General features: G+C 71.7%; 18 protein-coding genes, 1 tRNA gene and 3 pseudogenes. 12 read left to right on the top strand and 10 right to left on the bottom strand.

What is annotated here, in order from left to right:
- Nucleotides 1–84 precede the first annotated feature (84 nt).
- The 11 genes and pseudogenes from ABT288_RS24825 (at nucleotide 85) to ABT288_RS24775 (ending at nucleotide 8,207) form a co-directional block, all read left to right on the top strand.
- Complete coding sequence (locus tag ABT288_RS24825) at nucleotides 85–519, top strand: roadblock/LC7 domain-containing protein (protein ID WP_351611639.1); 435 nt, start codon at nucleotides 85–87, stop codon at nucleotides 517–519.
- A 2-nt stretch (nucleotides 520–521) separates the two neighbouring features.
- A complete protein-coding gene (locus ABT288_RS24820) occupies nucleotides 522–893 on the top strand; it encodes a DUF742 domain-containing protein (RefSeq protein ID WP_228619280.1) in 372 nt (123 codons plus the stop codon).
- Entirely contained in the window at nucleotides 871–1,470 is a 600-nt protein-coding gene (locus ABT288_RS24815; protein ID WP_228619282.1) for a GTP-binding protein, read from the top strand. Before ABT288_RS24820 ends, ABT288_RS24815 begins: the two co-directional genes overlap by 23 nt.
- An 85-nt stretch (nucleotides 1,471–1,555) precedes the next feature.
- Nucleotides 1,556–2,128, top strand: coding sequence for a GAF domain-containing protein (locus ABT288_RS24810; protein WP_351611636.1), 573 nt, complete (start codon nucleotides 1,556–1,558; stop codon nucleotides 2,126–2,128).
- Nucleotides 2,129–2,317: 189 nt separating this feature from the next.
- Nucleotides 2,318–3,346 carry an L-threonine 3-dehydrogenase gene (gene tdh, locus ABT288_RS24805; RefSeq protein WP_351611633.1) on the top strand — a complete coding sequence of 343 codons (1,029 nt, stop codon included), beginning with the start codon at nucleotides 2,318–2,320 and terminating at the stop codon, nucleotides 3,344–3,346.
- Between the two features lie 38 nt (nucleotides 3,347–3,384).
- Complete coding sequence (locus ABT288_RS24800; RefSeq protein WP_351611630.1) at nucleotides 3,385–4,578, top strand: glycine C-acetyltransferase; 1,194 nt, start codon at nucleotides 3,385–3,387, stop codon at nucleotides 4,576–4,578.
- 31 nt (nucleotides 4,579–4,609) lie between these two features.
- Nucleotides 4,610–5,512 (top strand): LysR family transcriptional regulator, encoded by a 903-nt coding sequence (locus tag ABT288_RS24795; RefSeq protein WP_351611627.1) that lies wholly within the window; start codon nucleotides 4,610–4,612, stop codon nucleotides 5,510–5,512.
- 13 nt (nucleotides 5,513–5,525) lie between these two features.
- Nucleotides 5,526–5,984: pseudogene (locus ABT288_RS24790) on the top strand (cupin domain-containing protein); the annotation flags it as partial.
- Nucleotides 5,981–6,434 (top strand): annotated as a pseudogene (locus tag ABT288_RS24785) (GNAT family N-acetyltransferase). The pseudogenes ABT288_RS24790 and ABT288_RS24785, both read left to right, overlap by 4 nt.
- A 30-nt stretch (nucleotides 6,435–6,464) precedes the next feature.
- Nucleotides 6,465–6,824, top strand: coding sequence for an MmcQ/YjbR family DNA-binding protein (locus tag ABT288_RS24780; protein WP_351611624.1), 360 nt, complete (start codon nucleotides 6,465–6,467; stop codon nucleotides 6,822–6,824).
- A gap of 93 nt (nucleotides 6,825–6,917) precedes the next feature.
- On the top strand, nucleotides 6,918–8,207 hold the full coding sequence (locus ABT288_RS24775) for an MFS transporter (RefSeq protein ID WP_351611622.1): 1,290 nt from the start codon (nucleotides 6,918–6,920) through the stop codon (nucleotides 8,205–8,207).
- 148 nt (nucleotides 8,208–8,355) lie between these two features.
- Here the strand turns inward: ABT288_RS24775 and ABT288_RS24770 are convergent, their stop codons facing one another.
- Together ABT288_RS24770 and ABT288_RS24765 are read right to left on the bottom strand one after the other, a co-directional pair.
- Nucleotides 8,356–9,270, bottom strand: coding sequence for a transketolase family protein (locus ABT288_RS24770; RefSeq protein WP_351611619.1), 915 nt, complete (start codon nucleotides 9,268–9,270; stop codon nucleotides 8,356–8,358).
- 32 nt (nucleotides 9,271–9,302) lie between these two features.
- The gene (locus ABT288_RS24765; RefSeq protein ID WP_351611618.1) at nucleotides 9,303–10,010 is read right to left on the bottom strand and encodes a thiamine pyrophosphate-binding protein; all 708 of its coding nucleotides are present in this window, start codon (nucleotides 10,008–10,010) and stop codon (nucleotides 9,303–9,305) included.
- 125 nt (nucleotides 10,011–10,135) lie between these two features.
- On the opposite strand from ABT288_RS24765, the gene ABT288_RS24760 reads away from it, so the two are divergent.
- Nucleotides 10,136–10,209: transfer RNA gene (locus ABT288_RS24760), tRNA-Pro, on the top strand.
- A 124-nt stretch (nucleotides 10,210–10,333) separates the two neighbouring features.
- On the opposite strand, the gene ABT288_RS24755 is transcribed toward ABT288_RS24760, so the two are convergent.
- From ABT288_RS24755 to ABT288_RS24720, 8 genes and pseudogenes are all read right to left on the bottom strand, one after another.
- The gene (locus ABT288_RS24755; protein ID WP_351611616.1) at nucleotides 10,334–10,978 is read right to left on the bottom strand and encodes a mycothiol-dependent nitroreductase Rv2466c family protein; all 645 of its coding nucleotides are present in this window, start codon (nucleotides 10,976–10,978) and stop codon (nucleotides 10,334–10,336) included.
- Nucleotides 10,975–11,835: an oxidoreductase gene (locus tag ABT288_RS24750; protein ID WP_351611614.1), complete on the bottom strand. Its 861-nt coding sequence runs from the start codon at nucleotides 11,833–11,835 to the stop codon at nucleotides 10,975–10,977. Before ABT288_RS24750 ends, ABT288_RS24755 begins: the two co-directional genes overlap by 4 nt.
- Nucleotides 11,836–11,916: 81 nt before the next feature.
- A complete protein-coding gene (locus tag ABT288_RS24745; RefSeq protein ID WP_351611611.1) occupies nucleotides 11,917–12,630 on the bottom strand; it encodes an SDR family NAD(P)-dependent oxidoreductase in 714 nt (237 codons plus the stop codon).
- Nucleotides 12,631–12,960: 330 nt separating this feature from the next.
- Entirely contained in the window at nucleotides 12,961–13,332 is a 372-nt protein-coding gene (locus tag ABT288_RS24740; RefSeq protein ID WP_351611608.1) for a YybH family protein, read from the bottom strand.
- A 120-nt stretch (nucleotides 13,333–13,452) separates the two neighbouring features.
- Nucleotides 13,453–13,755, bottom strand: a complete 303-nt coding sequence (locus tag ABT288_RS24735; RefSeq protein WP_351611606.1) for a muconolactone Delta-isomerase family protein — start codon at nucleotides 13,753–13,755, stop codon at nucleotides 13,453–13,455.
- Nucleotides 13,756–14,053: 298 nt separating this feature from the next.
- Nucleotides 14,054–14,665, bottom strand: a complete 612-nt coding sequence (gene wrbA / locus ABT288_RS24730; protein WP_351611603.1) for an NAD(P)H:quinone oxidoreductase type IV — start codon at nucleotides 14,663–14,665, stop codon at nucleotides 14,054–14,056.
- A 31-nt stretch (nucleotides 14,666–14,696) separates the two neighbouring features.
- A complete protein-coding gene (locus ABT288_RS24725; protein WP_351611734.1) occupies nucleotides 14,697–15,836 on the bottom strand; it encodes a YbfB/YjiJ family MFS transporter in 1,140 nt (379 codons plus the stop codon).
- 873 nt (nucleotides 15,837–16,709) lie between these two features.
- Nucleotides 16,710–17,162, bottom strand: a pseudogene (locus tag ABT288_RS24720) (LysR family transcriptional regulator); the annotation flags it as partial.

The following is a 17,162-nucleotide window of genomic DNA, read 5'->3' as shown; positions in this document are numbered from 1 at the left end:
CGTACCCACCCCCCATCACCACGACCACGCACCCCCAACCCCCAGCGCTCCCACGACCTTCGTACCCCAAGGAGTCGATCCACCATGGCGAGCGATGCGCCGACCGCCCACGCATCCGACCTCGACTGGCTGCTGAGCGGCCTTGTGCAGCGCGTACCGCACACCACCAGCGCGGTGCTCCTGTCCTGCGACGGGCTGGTGAAGTCCGTGCACGGCCTCGACATCGACAGTGCCGACCACATGGCTGCCCTGGCCTCCGGCCTGTACTCCCTCGGCCGCAGCGCGGGCATCCGGTTCGGCGACGGCGGAGAGGTCCGCCAGGTCGTCGTCGAGCTCGACTCGACCCTGCTGTTCGTCACCACCGCCGGCTCCGGCACGTGTCTCGCCGTGCTCGCGGGCCGCGAGGCCGACGCCGCGGTGCTCGGCTACGAGATGGCGATGCTCGTCAAGAGCGTCCGCCCCTACCTGGTGACCGCGCCCCGGCAGCACGCCGTCGAACCCACGGCGACGAGGCCTTGAGCGTGGCCGCAGCCGGCGACGGGCCCTGGCTGGACGACGCGGCCGGACGGCTGGTGCGCCCGTTCACGGTCAGCAACGGACGTACCGAGCCCAGCATCGCCCTGGACCTGATGTCCCAGGTGATGGCCACCGGCGTCACCCCGCTCGGCTACCTCGGCCCCGAGCACGCCCAGGCGCTCGACCTGAGCCGGGCCCCCGTCTCGGTCGCCGAGGTCGCCGCGCACCTGAAACTGCCCGCGGTGGTCACCAAGGTGCTGCTCTCGGACCTCGTCGACTGCGGCGCCCTGACCACCAAGCCCCCCGCCTTCCACCACACACCCACTGACCGGTCTCTGCTGGAGGCAGTGCTCGATGGACTACGACGACAGCTCTGACCCGTTCCCGACCGCGCTGAAGATCCTGGTGGCGGGCGGGTTCGGAGTCGGCAAGACGACCTTCGTGGGCGCGGTCAGCGAGATCGCGCCGCTCAGCACGGAGGAGCTGCTCACCACGGTCAGTGTCGGCACGGACAGTCTCGACGGCGTCGAGAACAAGATGGAGACCACGGTCGCCATGGACTTCGGCCGGATCACCCTCGATCCGGACCATGTGCTGTACCTGTTCGGCACACCGGGGCAGGAGCGGTTCTGGTTCATGTGGGACGAGCTGTCCGAGGGCGCGCTCGGCGCGGTGATCCTCGCCGACACCCGCCGGCTCCAGGACTGCTTCGCGGCCGTGGACTTCTTCGAGGAACGCGGGCTCGGATTCATCGTCGCCATCAACGAGTTCGACGGCGGCTACCGCTACGACCCGGAGGAGGTGCGTGCCGCCATCGACCTCGACCCCCGGATCCCCGTCGTCCGCTGCGACGCCCGGATCTCCAGCTCCGGCGTGCAGACCCTGCTCACCCTCGTACGCCACCTCCTCGCCCACGCTCCGGCGACCGCGCCGAGCCATGGCGCCCACATGTGATTACGCCCTACCGCCCACGGAGTTCCTATATGAGGTACACCCACAGCGCCGCAGGCCGGCCAGCAGTACGGCCAGGAGCCCGGTCATGACCTATGAGCCGCCCCGGCCGGTCCGGGGTCTGCTCCTCACCCCCGAGGACAAGGAGGCCCCCGCCCGCGTCCACCGACTGCGTCTGCTCGGCCTGGTGAACCGTCCCGATCCGGCGCTGGACGCCTTCGCGGACCATCTCGCCCGGCTCACCGGCGCGCCGTATGCCATGGTCAACTTCGTCGGCGAGGGCCACCAGTTCTTCGCCGGCCTGTGCGTCCCCGCCGTCCCGCCGCCGAGGGAGGACGGCAGCAGGCCGGAGCTCGGCCGGGTCCTGCCGCGCGAGCACGGCTTCTGCCCCCATGTGGTGGTCCGCCGCAAGGCGCTGGTGCTCGAGGACGTCCGCGACTATCCGCGGTTCGCCGGTAACCCCGTCGTGGACGAGTACGGCATCCGCTCGTATCTCGGCGCCCCGCTGATCGACAGCTCCGGCATGGCGCTCGGCACGGTGTGCGCGGCCGACACCGCGCCCCGGGCCTGGGGCCGCTCGGGCCTGGAGACCATCAAGGCGCTGGCCGCCGATCTCGTCGTACGCCTCGAACGGAGCGCCGAGGACGGGTTGCCGCTGTGACGGGCCAGGGCGTCCCTTCGCCGCCGGCACCTGGGGCGTGAAGGAAAGCTGAGGCGGCGGTTAAGAAAAGCTCGATGGACCCGCGGCCCGCGCATACGGCAGATTGCAGGGTGATTCCACCCCTCTGACCCGGTGCGGGCTCCTTCGGTATGCCCGAGGTCCGGGATCTCACCCACAGGAGCCGCACGCGTGAAGGCGCTGGTCAAGGAGAAGGCGGAGCCCGGGCTCTGGCTGACGGACGTCCCGGAGCCCGAGATCGGCCCGGGTGACGTACTGATCAAGGTCATGCGGACCGGTATCTGCGGCACCGACCTGCACATCCGGGCCTGGGACGGCTGGGCGCAGCAGGCGATCCGCACCCCGCTCGTGCTCGGCCACGAGTTCGTCGGGCAGGTCGTCGAGACCGGCCGGGACGTTACCGACATCCGCATCGGCGACCGCGTCAGCGGCGAGGGCCATCTGGTGTGCGGCAAGTGCCGCAACTGCCTGGCGGGCCGCCGTCACCTGTGCCGGGCCACGGTCGGCCTCGGCGTCGGCCGGGACGGTGCCTTCGCGGAGTACGTCGCCCTGCCCGCGAGCAATGTCTGGGTTCACCGCGTCCCCGTCGACCTCGACGTCGCCGCGATCTTCGACCCGTTCGGCAACGCCGTGCACACCGCGCTGTCCTTCCCGCTGGTCGGCGAGGATGTGCTGATCACCGGCGCCGGACCGATCGGCCTGATGGCCGCCGCCGTGGCCCGCCACGCGGGCGCACGGAACGTCGTCATCACCGACGTCAGCGAGGAGCGCCTGGAGCTGGCCCGCAAGATCGGCGTGAGCCTCGCCCTGAACGTCGCGGAGACCTCCATCGCCGACGGGCAGCGGGAGCTGGCCCTGCGCGAGGGCTTCGACATCGGCCTGGAGATGTCCGGCCGCCCCGAGGCCATGCGGGACATGATCGCCAACATGACGCACGGCGGCCGTATCGCCATGCTCGGCCTGCCGGCCCAGGAGTTCCCGGTCGACTGGGCCCGGATCGTCACCTCGATGATCACGATCAAGGGCATCTACGGCCGCGAGATGTTCGAGACCTGGTACGCGATGTCCGTCCTGCTGGAGGGCGGCCTGGACCTCGCCCCCGTGATCACCGGCCGCTACGGCTACCGGGACTTCGAGGCGGCCTTCGCCGACGCCGCGAGCGGCAAGGGCGGCAAGGTCATCCTCGACTGGACCGCGTAACTCCCGCCATCCGCAAGCACCTTCAGGAGAGCTTCCCCATGTTCGACTCCGTCCGCGACGACCTGCGTGCCACCCTCGACGAGATCCGCGCCGCCGGCCTGCACAAGCCCGAGCGGGTCATCGGCACCCCGCAGTCCGCGACCGTCGACGTCACCGCCGGCGGCCGCCCCGGCGAGGTCCTCAACTTCTGCGCCAACAACTACCTCGGTCTCGCCGACCACCCCGAGGTGATCGCCGCCGCCCACGCCGCGCTGGACCGCTGGGGCTACGGCATGGCCTCCGTCCGCTTCATCTGCGGCACCCAGGAGGTGCACAAGGAACTGGAGGCCCGTCTCTCCGCGTTCCTCGGCCAGGAGGACACGATCCTGTACTCCTCCTGCTTCGATGCCAACGGCGGCGTCTTCGAGACCCTGCTCGGCGAGGAGGACGCGGTGATCTCCGACGCGCTCAACCACGCCTCCATCATCGACGGCATCCGCCTGTCCAAGGCCCGCCGCTACCGCTACGCCAACCGCGACCTCGCCGACCTGGAGGCGAAGCTCAAGGAGGCGTCCGAGGCGCGGCGCCGGCTGATCGTCACCGACGGCGTGTTCTCCATGGACGGCTATGTGGCCCCGCTGCGCGAGATCTGCGACCTCGCCGACCGCTACGACGCGATGGTCATGGTCGACGACTCGCACGCCGTCGGTTTCGTCGGCCCCACCGGCCGCGGCACCCCCGAACTGCACGGCGTCATGGACCGCGTCGACATCATCACCGGCACCCTGGGCAAGGCCCTCGGCGGCGCCTCCGGCGGTTATGTCGCCGCCCGTGCCGAGATCGTCGCCCTGCTGCGCCAGCGCTCGCGCCCGTACCTGTTCTCCAACACCCTGGCCCCGGTGATCGCCGCCGCCTCCCTGAAGGTCCTCGACCTGCTGGAGTCCGCCGACGACCTGCGGGTCCGGCTGGGTGAGAACACCGCCCTGTTCCGCCGCCGCATGACCGAGGAGGGCTTCGACATCCTCCCCGGTGACCACGCCATCGCCCCCGTGATGATCGGCGACGCGTCGAAGGCGGGCCGCATGGCCGAGCTGCTGCTGGAGCGCGGTGTGTACGTGATCGGCTTCTCCTACCCGGTCGTCCCGCAGGGCCAGGCCCGCATCCGCGTCCAGCTGTCCGCCGCGCACTCCACGGACGACGTCAACCGCGCGGTCGACGCCTTCGTGGCCGCCCGCGCCGAACTGGAGGCCTGAGCAGGGCGGACGCCTTGCGATAATTGACGGCATGATCGAGGCACGGCGGCTCCACATCCTCCGTGCGGTGGCCGACCACCGCACGGTCACCGCGGCAGCCGCCGCGCTGTACCTCACACCGTCCGCCGTGTCCCAGCAGCTCACGGCCCTGGAGCAGGAGACCGGCCACCGCCTGGTCGAGCGCAGCGCCAAGGGCGTACGGCTCACCCCGGCGGGCGAGATCCTGCTCAGCCACACCAACGCGGTCCTCGCCCAGCTGGAGCGGGCCGAGGCGGAGCTGGCCGCCTACAGCTCGGGCGAGGCGGGCACGGTCACCGTGGCGGCCTTCGCGACCGGCATCGCCCAGGTCGTGGCCCCGGCCGTGGCCCGGCTCGCGCACACCGCGCCCGGCATTCGCATCCGTGTCCAGGACGCCGAGGGCGACGCCAGCCTGCCCATGGTGCTGGACCGGCAGGTCGACGTGGCCGTGGCCGTGGAGTACCGGGGCGCCCCGCCCGCCGACGACCCCCGGCTCACCCATGTCTCGCTCTACGCCGAGCCGTTCGACGCGGTCGTACCCGTCGGCCACCGCCTCGCGGACGCCGCCGAGGTCCGCCTCGCCGAGCTGGCCAAGGACCCCTGGATCGGCCCGTACCCCGGCAACCCCTGTCACGACGTGGTCGTCCTCGCCTGCGAGAACGCCGGCTTCCAGCCCCGCCTGGAGCACTCCTCCGACGACTTCCGCGCGGTCGTCGCCCTGGCCTCGGCCGACGCCGGCGTGGCCCTCGTACCGCGCTCCGCGCTGAACGGCATGGACCTCACCGGCGTCGTCGTCCGCCCCGTCGACGGTGTGGCCCCGACCCGCCGCGTCTTCGCCGCCGTACGGCGCGGCGCCGAGGGACATCCGCTGATCCGCCCGGTGCTGGACGCCCTGCGGGAGGCGGCCCGGGCGTAGGGAGCCGGCCATCGGCCCGACGCGGTCCGGGAGGTCATGCGCGCGGCGGGCTCGACCACCCGCCCCGCTGAACCGGCTCTGCCATGTCCACGGCCGCACCATGTCCCAGCTGCTCAGCGAGGCCGAGGCGGCACCCGGGCCGCTGGTCCGAGCCGCCGACCAGCAGGTCTGGGAGAACCGCGGCTCCGGATTCGTCCGGTGGTCCGTGTCCCCGCCGCACGCCGGTCTCCGCGGCGAACTGGTCGAGGGCCGGCTCGCACCGGGTGCCGACATCGCCTGCGACCGCCCGCCCGTGACCGGCCTGGAACAGCACCTGTGGGTGCTCGACGGCACCGTGGAGGTGACCGACGGGGAGCAGGTCCACCACCTGGACCCCGGAGACTGCGTGCGGATGCGCGTCTTCGGCCCCACCCGGTTCCGGTGCGCCGTCCCCGTCCAGGCACGGTATGTGCCGGCGGTGGTGCGGCCGTGAGGGTGGAGCGCTGGAGCGCCGCGCACGTACGGCAGCATTCCGGGGAGTTGGCGGCACTGCTGACCGACACCGTGGCCGGTGGCGCCTCGGTCGGCTTCCTTGCGGGGCTCACGCACGAGGAGGCCACCACCTGGTGGCGGGAGCGGGCCGAGGCGACGGCGGCGGGCCGGCTCGCCGTCTGGGCGGCACTCGACGGCACCGGCCGGCCGACGGGCACCGTGAACCTGGTCCACCCCGACAAGCCGAACAGCCGCCACCGAGCGGAACTGGTGAAACGCCGACGTCACCCTGCTCCGTCTCGACACCGAGACCGGCAGCCCCGCCGAGCACCTCTACCGCTCGGCCGGCTGGACCCGGACCGGTGTCATCCCCGACTACGCGGAGAGTCCCGGCGGCGAGCTGCGCCCGACGACCTTGTACTACAAGCGGCTGGAGCCGCCGACCGGGTGACTGTCAGTGGCAGGCGCTACGGTGCGTTGCATGCCGGATGCCGAAGACGTACGCCGTATCGCCCTGTCCCTGCCGGACACCACGGAGAAGGTCGCCTGGAGCATGCCCACGTTCCGGGTGGCCGGGAAGATGTTCGCGACCCTGCCCGAGGACGAGACGTCCATCGCCGTGCGCTGCCCCAAGGAGGAGCGCGACGAACTGGTGCTGGCCGAGCCGGAGAAGTTCTGGATCGCCGACCACGAGGCGCAGTTCGCCTGGGTCAGAGCGAGACTCGCCGCGCTGGAGGACGAGGAGGAGCTGCGCGACATCCTCGCCGACTCCTGGCGGCAGGCCGCACCGCCCCGACTCCTCGACGCCCACCCCGAGTTGGGGCTGCCGTCCGGGGAGTGAAAACACCCGTGCGGACCGGCCCGGCGTGGCATGATCCCGCGCGGTGCGGACGGGGCACGGTACCGCGGGGGCGGCGGGGAGGGAGCATCCGCGATGACGGGAACGGACTCACGGCACGACACGACCACGCGGGGGGCACAGCGAGCCCGGGCCGGCCGGCGGCCCGTCTGGTCCCGGGACTTCGCGCTGTTCTTCGTGGCCCGGGCCGTCGCCCGCCTCGGCGACACCATGCTGCCCGTGGCCCTCGCCGCCGGCCTGCTGGAACACGGGTACGGCGCGGGCGCGGTCGGCCTCGCCATGGCCTCGACGGCGGCGGCGTTCGCCGGGCTCGTCGTCTTCGGCGGGGTCATCGCCGACCGGTTCAGCACCCGCAGGCTGATGATCGGCGCCGACCTCGTCCGGCTCGTCACCCAGTCCCTCGCCGCGGGCCTGTTCTTCGCCGGGCATGTCGTGCTGTGGCAGATCTGTGCGATCGGTCTCGTCAACGGCGTGGCGGGAGCGGTGTTCCAGCCGGGCGTGGCCAGTACGGTGCCCCGGCTGGCCGCCGACATCCAGGGCGCCAACGGCGCGGTCCGTGTCGCCGAGTCCGCCGCCCAGCTCGCCGGCCCGGCCGTCGCCGGTCTCCTGGTCGGCTTCGCCTCGCCCGGCGCGGTGTTCGCCGCGCACGCCGCCACCTACGCCATGAGCGCCCTGTGCCTGCTGCTGCTCCGGCTGCCCCCGCTCCCCGAGGGCGCCCGTGCCGCCACCGGCCGCGGGATGCGTGCCTTCCGGGCCGATCTGGTCCAGGGCTGGCGGGAGTTCAGATCCCGGACCTGGCTGTGGGGCGTGATCGCCATCTGGTGCCTGTACATGATCGCCGTCTGGGGCCCGACCGTCCCCCTCGTCGCCACGGAGGTCGTCCAGCGGCACGGCCCGCGCGCCTACGGCCTGGTCAACTCCGCCCTCGGCGCAGGCACGGTCGTCGGCGGGCTGCTCGCCCTCCGGCTGCGGCCCCGCCGTATGCTCCGCGCGGGCGCGCTCTCCCTGTTCGCCTTCTTCGGCTTCCCCGCGGCCGTCGGCGCGGGCCTCGGCGTGCCGGCGATGGCGACGGGAGCGGCCGTGGCGGGCGCCGGGATGTCGTTCTGGGGCGTGATGTGGGCGACCAGCGTGCAGACCCAGGTCCCGCCGGACGTCCTCAACCGCGTCCACGCCTACGACGTCGCCGGCTCGCTCGCCATGATGCCGGTCGGCCAGGCGCTGGCGGGCCCGGCGGCCGGTGCGCTCGGCGCCGGGCATGTCCTGCTGGTCTCCGCCGGGGCCGGCCTGGCGGTGGCCATGGCCCTGCTCGCGGTTCCCGCGATACGGAATCTGGCCCGCGCCGACACCAGCACGCCCGCGCACTGACCACAGGCGTGCGCAGGTGTGCCCTGTGCTGCTGCCGGCCGGGGGTGGGGTCGCTTGCCGGCGCCAGGGGCGCGGGGCTGTACCAATGTGCGCCTCCGCCGCGTGGGCGCGATCAGCCCCCACGCATCCCCGCAGCCGAGCACGGCGCTCAACCGGCCCGGCGGGCGGGCGCCACGAACCGCCAGATCCGCTCCCGCAGGCTCGCCGGGTCCAGCCCGTGCGCGGCGGTGTGCTCCTCGATCGTCCCGTAGCGGCGCAGCTCGCGGCGGCCGACGCCGAGGCCCAGGACCCGGTGCGGCACGTCGGCGAGGGCCTCGCTCACCGCGGTCGTCGAGGTGCCGGCGAGATACGGCTCGACCAGGACGACGTCGGTGCCCGCCGCCTCCGTGGCCCGGCGCAGACCGGCCGCGTCGAAGGGCCGTACGGTCGTCGCGTACAGGACGGTCACATCCAGGCCCTCCGTGGCGGCGAGGACCGAGTCCAGCACCGGTCCCACGGCGAGGACCACGCCCCGGCGGCCCTCGCGGACGGTGACGACGTGCTTGCCGTCGATCGGCCGTCCCTGCCGGTTGGCCTGCACGGACAGCCGTACGTACACCTTGTCGTCGCCCGCGGCGACCGCGTGCTGCAGCAGTGTCTCGGCCTCGTCCGGGTGTCCGGGCACGTGCACGGTCCAGCCGTCCAGCGTGTCGAGGAGCGCCACGTCGCCGGGTGCCATGTGCGTGTAGCCGCCGGCCGGCCAGTCGAAGGAGGCGGCCGCGCTCACCAGCACCGCCCCGGTGTTCTGGTGCCCGAGATCCAGCTTGACCTGCTCGAACGGCCGCTCCACGAGGAAGCTGGCGAAGGTGTGCACCACGGGGCGCAGTCCGGTCAGCGCCAGCCCCGCCGCCGTTCCGACCAGCAGCTGCTCGCGGATGCCGACGTTGATGACCCGGTCGGGATGCCGGGCCATGACCTCGCGGAAGCCGTCCTTGCCGATCTCGGCGAGGACCACCGCGACGCGCGGGTCCTCGTCCAGCAGCCGGGAGACGACGGGGGCGAAACGGTCACGCATGGTGTCCATGAAGCTGAGCCCTTTCCAAGGAGCGGTGAAGGTCAGGCGTTCTTCGGCTCGACGCGGGCCACGACCACGTGCGGCCGCCCGGGGTGCGGCGCGGTGAACGCGGCGTACAGCGCCTCGTGATCGCGTCCGTCGACGGTCACCGCCGACCAGCCCGCCGCCTCGAACCGGGCGGCGATCCCGCCGGGCAGGGCATGGCTGGCGGAGGAGTTGTCGACCACGATCGTGTGCAGCCGCTCCAGTCCGGCGGGCCCGGCGAAGGCGATCGCCTCGTGGTTGCTGCCCTCGTCCAGCTCGGCGTCCCCGATCAGCACCCAGACCGCCGGATCGTGCAGCGCCTGTGCCCGCAGGCCCAGCGCGCTGCCCACCGCGATCGGCAGCCCGTGCCCGAGTGAGCCGCTGCCGATCTCGGCGCCCGGCACCAGCACCCGGTCCGGGTGATGCCCGAGCGGGGAGTCGTACGACCCGAACCCGGGCAGCCAGTCCACGGGCACGAACCCCTTCGCGGCCAGCACGGCGTAGTACGCCATGGGCCCGTGCCCCTTGCTCAGCAGGAACCGGTCCCGGAGCGCATCGTCCCGACGCTCCGGCGTCACCCGGAGCACCCGGTCGTAGAGCACCCACAGCACGTCGAGCGTGGAAGTGGCCGCCGGGCCGTGCTTCTCGTCGCCGGTCATCAGACTCATCAGGCCGGGCAGGTCGTCGTAGCCGTACCTGCGGTTCTCGTCCGCTGTGATCGTCATGTCGACGATCGTGCAACCTCAAGCAAGCTTGAGGTCAACCGGGAAATCGGTGCGCGACCACCGAGCGGAGTGCGGTATTGTTTCCCTGCGCGTTTCGACCGGGGAAACCCCAGGTCAAACGGCAACGGGACGTGGCGCAGCTTGGTAGCGCACTTGACTGGGGGTCAAGGGGTCGCAGGTTCAAATCCTGTCGTCCCGACTCGAAGACAGCTTCGTAGTCGCAGGTCAGAGGGCCGTTTCAGAGGAGACTCGAAACGGCCCTCTGATCATTCTCGGGGGTCGGCGGGAGAACAAGTCCGTTGACCGCTGAGTGGATTGGCTTCTCAGTCGAAGAGCGGGCCGACGGTGCGACCGCGCTTGATCTCGTAGAAGCCGGGCGTGGCGGCGACAGCGAGGATGCCGTCCCACAGGCGTGCCGCCTCCTCACCCTTGGGCGCCGGTGTGACGACGGGGCCGAAGAAGGCCACCTTGCCCGACGGAGCGTGCGGGCCCGGTACGGCGACGACGGGACTGCCGACCTCGGAACCCACGAGGGCGATGCCCGCGCCGTGCGACTGGCGCAGCGCCTCGTCGTGGGCGGGGGAGTCACCGGCGTCGGCGAGGCGGACGGGCAGCCCGACCTCGCGGAGGGCGGCCTCGATGGTGGCGCGGGTTTTCGGTTGCTGCTCGAGGTGGTAGCGCGTACCGAGCGCGGTGTAAAGGGGCTCCAGTGCCTCGGAGCCGAAGGCCGTCTGCGCGGCTGTCAGAACGCGGACAGGCGCCCAGGCCCGGTCCATGAGTTCTCGGATGTGCTCCGGCAGTTGGTCGAGGCGGGCCTCGTTGAGGACGGCCAGGCTCATGACGTGCCATGTGATGCCGATCGGCCGGCTCGCGCGGACGTCCAGCATCCAGCGGGAGGTCAGCCAGGTCCACGGGCAGACGGGATCGAACCAGAAGTCGACGGGCAGGGGCGCGGGGGCGTTGGTCATGTTCGGGGTCCTGTGATGGTGTCGTCGGCCCGGTAGTCGGTGGTGGCCGACAGAGGCGCCCAGACATCGACGTCGTTCTGGAGCTGTTGCCGACCTTGCTGGATCAGGCGCAGCGCGTCGCTGCCGAGCACCAGGTGCACGGGAGGATCCTCGGCGTCCAGCACTGTCATGAGGGCCTTGGCGGCGCGGGCGGGGTCACCGGCCTGGTTGCCGTCCTTGGCCTTGCGGGCGGCGCGGATGGGGTCGAAGACGGTGTCGTAGTCGGGGATGGTCCGCGGGACGCGGATCATGGAGCGTCCTGCCCAGTCCGTGCGGAACGAGCCGAGAGCGAGAGAGGTGACGTGGATACCGAACGGGGCCACTTCTTGGGCCAGGGAGGCGGAAATGCCCTCGACGGCGAACTTGCTGGCGCCGTAGAAGGCGACTCCGGGCAGCGCGGTGAGGCCCGCCATGGACGACAGGGTGACGATGTGTCCGCGGCGGCGGCGCCGCATGAAGGGAAGGACGGCCTTGATGACCGCCACCGTCCCGTGGACATTGACGTCGAACTGACGGCGCAGGTCGTCCATCGAGGATTCCTCAACGGTCCCTTCGACTCCGTAGCCGGCATTGCTGATCAGCACATCGATCGGATCAACCTCTCGTTCGATCCGGTCGACCACGGCGGTCACCGCGTGCTCGTCCGTGACGTCCAGCAGCATCCCCGTGGCGTGGCCCGGAGCCAGGGCCTCGAACTCGGGAATCCGGTCCGGCATGCGGACCGTGCCGACGACCTGGTGACCTGCCGCCAGCGCCTCGCGGGCGAAGGCGCGCCCCAGGCCCGTGCTGACGCCTGTGATGAGGAAGGTTTTGCTCATGAGAACTCCTGTGTGATGACGCGGGCGCCCCGGGTGCCAGGCGCGGCGCCCGGGCAGGCCCCTTGGGGCAGGCGTCCGCCGTCAGTGGCCGGCGCTCTGGCCGCCGTCGACATGGAGGATCTCTCCGGTGGCGAAGGGGGCGTTCTCGAGGTAGACGACCGCGTCGACGATGTCGCTGATCTCGCCCATCCGGCCGACCGGATGCAGTGCGGCGAGCGCACCGTGGTCGTCCTCGGAGTGCATGGGCGTCTTGATGACGCCGAGTGCGACGGCGTTGCTGCGGACGCCCCGGGTGGCGTATTCGATGGCCAGCGCCTTGGTGGCGGACTGCAGGCCGCCCTTGGTCAGGGAGGCCAGCACCGAGGGGACCGCGGAATTGGCGTGGTCGACCAGGCTGGTGGTGATCTGGACGACGTGCCCGCCTCCCTGGCGGACCATCTGCTCGACGGCGAGCTGGGTGATGCGGAAGAACCCGGTCAGGTTGACACCGGTGACCGCGTCGTAGTCCTGCTGCGTGTACTCGGTGAACGGCTTGGCGACGAAGACGCCCGCGTTATTGACCAGGGTGTCCATACGGCCGAAGCGGTCGAGCCCGGCGGCGATGACGCGTTCGGCGGTGGCAGGGTCGGCGATGTCGCCCTGAACGGTGAGGACGTTCGGATCCTGCGAGGCGGCGATGCCGCGGGAGGTGGCGACGACGGCGTAGCCGAGCTTGCGGTAGGCGTCCACCAGACCGGCGCCGATGCCCTGCGACGCGCCGGTGATGACGGCGACCTTCTGGTCAGGAGTGTTCATGGTGGTTCTCTCCAGTGAGGGTGGGGGCCGGTTTCTCGAGGCCTGCTTCGGTGAAACTAGTCGACCGGTCGACAATGTTCCATGGCGGCACTTGCCCGGTCGTGGCGCCGCATGCCTGCCACCTGCGGTGGGAGCTCTCGCCTACCAGGTGGAAGGAAACGGGTCCGGGTGCACGCCGCTGTCACCCGGGCGAGTGCGCCGTTCCGGCGCACGGTGAGGGTCGCCAGGCGCGTCGCGCCTGTGAAGTTCTCGGCCGACGCCATGCTCCGGGGCGCGGGAGCGGGCCCGAGTCCGCCGGCAAAGGCCGGACTGCCGCTCCCTAAGGGCTCGTCAATCCAGTTTCGACACCTGGTAGTGAGCGATGTGCCACTGGTCGGTGACACGCCTGAGGACCACGCTGAGGGTGACCTTGAGGGTTGGCCGGTCGGTGAAGGAGAAGTCGACGCCCAGGTAGCCGAGCAGGATGTCCTCGGCCAACTGCCGTGTTTCCAGTACCCGGTAGTCCGCCGCCAAGCCGAGAGGCTGGGAATCGTAGTACTCGGCGACTCCCGGGCGGCCGACGGTGTAGGGATGGAGTCCCTGGAAGATGGCGTCCTCGGTGAAACACGCGGCGACCTGCCGCGGTTCATGTGCATCGACCGCGGACTTCCATCGGTCCATGACGCCACACAGGATCGCTTCCTGCGCTGCCGTGTTGTTCATCAGGGTTCTCGTCTCGCGAAGGGGCCGCGCTGGGGCACCCGATGGTGAGCGTTGCCTCGCTCGTGGAACATGTCCACCGCCCGGGCCACCGGCATCGCGCGGGCGGCGGGTCGAGCTGGATCAGGAGGTCCAGCCGTTTGCGCCCGGGTCGTTGGGGTGCGGCTGTACGGCGGTGACCACCGCGGTCATCCAGGGCCACAGGGGCAGGGTGCCTAGGACCTTCTCGCGCAGATCCGCCTCGTCGTCGGCGCGCCACACTCCTATGCTGCGGAGCTCGCCCACCGGGCGCCACAGCCGGACCAGGTGTCCCGCGGCGGCGAGCTCCTTCGCCCGGACGGCCTCGTCGGCGCGGCGCCGGCTGACCTCGGTGGTGTCCGTGCCCTCGGGCACGGTCGTGGTGAGCTCGACCAGGAACTCGTTCATGGTCCTTTCCTCTCGGTTCTGTAGGGCCTCGGGCGGTCGGAACCGTCCGCGAGGGCGATCGTGCGACCACGGCGCCGGATACCTGCACTTCTTCCGTGGAGGATCTGGCCGGTCGGTGACCATCGGACGGCGGGGCAGGGCCGCGCCGTCCGATGGGAGCGGTGCGCGCGAGCGCACGGGGCCCCGTGGCGGCCGATGCCGCCGACGGGCGGGGGCAAGGACCGGCCGGTGAGGTGGTCGCTGGGCCAACGCCGTCGGCGGGAGCGCGGCGCCGACCGGCCTTGCGTCAACGGGCTGATCAGGCAGCGGACTTGAGCCCTGCGGCGATCTTGACAGCGCGCTCGGCCTGGATGCGGGCGGCGGTGCGGGTGGCGTCGTCGACGGGGTTGTTGCCCTGGGCGTCGACGTGAGAGGTGCCGTACGGGTTGCCGTCGATGAACTTCGCGGGATCGGTGAAGCCGGGGCTGACGGTGATGCCGCCGAAGTGGTGGACGGAGTTGTAGAGGGCGAGCAGCGTGGACTCCTGGCCCGCGTGGGCTGTGGCGCTGGACACGAAGCCGCTGTAGACCTTGTCGGCGAGCTTGCCCTGGACCCAGAGGCCGCCGAGGGTGTCGATGAACTGCTTGAGCTGGGAGGAGACGTTGCCGAAGCGGGTGGGGGTGCCAAAGAGGACGGCGTCGGCCCACTCGATGTCCTCGGGCGTGGCTTCGGGGATGTCCGCGGTGGCGGCGTGGTGGGCGGCCCAGGCGGGGTTGGAGTCGATCGCCGCCCGGGGAGCGAGCTCGGCGACCTTGAGCAGGCGGACCTCGGCACCGGCCTTGACGCCGGCGTCACGGAGCTCCTTGGCGATCTCGGCGATCGTGCCGGTGGACGAGTAGTAGACAACGGCGAGCTTGACGGGGGTGGCCACAGGGGCTCTCCACTTCATGGGAACTTGGCGGTCAGGAAGTCGACCAGGGATTAATAGTAGACCGGTCGGCTAGTTTTAGCACGTGGTGCGGGAATCCGATGCGGAGAACCAGGGCGGCGAGCGCCGCGGTCAGGACGACGACGGAGGCCAGGATCAGGGCCTGGTGGTAGCCGTGGTGGAGCAGGGGGGTGGCGACCAGCGGGCCGAGGATCTGACCGACCGAGTATCCGGCGGTCAGCAGAGCCACGGCGCGAGGGAACCGCAGGTGCGCGCCCGCCGCGAGGACCAGCGTGCTCACGCCTATGAAGGTCGCCCCGAAGAGCACCGCGGAGATCAGCGCGGCCGCGACCCCGCCGACCAACGCGGGCAGGGCGATGCCCACGGCCTGCACGCCGAGCGCGGCAAGCAGCAGGTCGGGACGGGACCACCGGCGTCCCAGCCAGGCCCACAGTGCGGAGGACGGGACGGCCGCCAGCCCCACCAGCACCCAGGCGCCACTGCCGATCCAACCGGGCGAGGTCTGCTCGATGGCCGCGACCAGGAACGTACCGGCGATGATGTAGCCGATGCCCTCCAGGGTGTAGGACGCGAACAGGGCGCCGAACCAGCGATGGGTGCGCGGCCCGGACGTCCGTACGTCGGTTCCCGCGGCGGTGGAGGCCGGCCCGGGGGCAGGCTCGGGTCGCAGGCCCCAGGCGGCGAGGGTGAGCGCCGCGGCCAGGGCTGCGGAAGCCCACCACGCGGCCTGCCAGGTGCCGACCGTGCGCAGCACCAGGACGAGCAGGCCCGACAGGGCGATGCCGGCGCCGACGCCGCCGAACGCCCAGCCGGGCAGGTGCGCCGGGTGCTCGCGCAGGTGGCTGAGCAGTGAACTGACGGCGATGACGAAGATCAGCGCGCTGAAGACTCCCGCGCCCAGCCTGAGCAGCAACCACAGGGTGGCGGAGTGGGTCAGCGGCATCGCGGCCAGAGAGACGACCAGCGCCAGCAGGCTGCCGCGCAGCGCGGCCGCGGAACGCACCAGCCGCGGCTGGAAGGTCCCGGCGAGAGCCCCGACCAGGTATCCCACGTAGTTGGCGGTGGCCAGGTTCGCCCCTGCCCCGACCGACAGCCCGGCCTGTGCGTGCATCAGTGGGAGGATCGGGGTGTAGACGAAGCGGCCCACACCCATGCCGGTCGCCAGCGCGGCAGCGGCCTGCGCGACGTGGACCCAGGGTGAGGGGAGCGCCCCTTTCGCGGCGGATGCCCGGTCTCGCGACGGTGGTGCGGTCATGCGATGTTCCTCGAGGGTGTTCGACGGATCAGCTGGAACGGCAGGGGGCGGCTCTGCCGGCCGGGTCGGATTCGCCGGGTTGCGGCGGCCAATCGGTGCTTCGGACGACGCAGTGCTCACCGGTTCGAAGGATGGTCAGGTGGTCGCTCGTGGCCCGTCGGGGGGCGGGCATCGAAGCGCGTGGCTGCAGCCAGGGCGAGACCGACCGGGGCGAACCACTCCGCCACGCCGGTGACCTTGACCGAGCCGCCGTCAGGCCGGTCCAGTGTGAGGGGTACCAGGCAGACAGCGCGGTGGCGTTCCGCCCCAGGCGGTCCGCGGCCGCCGCGGTCGTGAGCGTCATCGGCACAGTCGGGAAGAGGAGACGTCCGGGGCCGTCGAGTCCATCAGCGTGCCGGTGCTGCGAGAGCAGCACGCCGTGCATCGGCCGGGACGCGGAGCCCACGGGGGGCTGGGCCGCGCCGACGACGGATCCGACCCTGTCGGACGTCGGGTCGGTCAGCAGTCGCAGGCCGTCGATCTCCAGCAGCGCCGTCAGCCCGCCCACCAGCCGTACGGTGACCGACCGCGGGCTGCTGCCCGGAGCCCTTGAGATGACGTGCCGCCCGATTCCCATGGGTTCACACTGCGCCCGCCACCTGGGCGGACTCCACGACCAGCCTCCTCCCTGCTGGGAGCCTCAGCCTCCCAGGGGCCGTGTTTCTGCCGAGCACGCCCGCCCAGGTCATGCCCTGGGCCCCATGGCGCGGCCCGGGGCATCCGGGGACAGTGCTACCGCTTGTACGGATCCTCGTCGGGAAGCCAGGCGTCAGGGGCGTGGATGCCGAGGTCGCCGACCCCGTCCGTCAGGGCGTCGACGGTGTTCAGCACGGCCGCGCGCACCTCGCTGCGCCGCCACACCAGGGACCAGGTCCAGTAGACCTTCGGCTCGACCACGGGATGCGCGACCAGTTCGGGCGGGAGCGGAGTGGTCTGGGCCTTCGGAGAGTTGAGGATCGGTCGGCGCGATCGGCGCACGTGGTCGAAGAACGCCGGCCCTGTGATGCCGCCGTCGGAAATGTGCGCCGCGCGGGCGCCGGTGTCGCGGGCGAGCTGCTCGGCGAAGGCGTTCCAGGAGAGCCATGCAGTCGCGTGGGGCCGAATAACGAAGAAGACAACCCCCCCGGGGCCCAAACAGGCGCCAAGGCCCCCGCCCACCCCCCGACGGCCCGGGGCGCCCCGTAG

This window comes from Streptomyces sp. NPDC001093, assembly GCF_040298985.1.
Lineage (GTDB): Bacteria > Actinomycetota > Actinomycetes > Streptomycetales > Streptomycetaceae > Streptomyces.
Note: the sequence above shows the minus strand (reverse complement) of the source record. Positions and strands in the feature narration are given on the sequence as shown.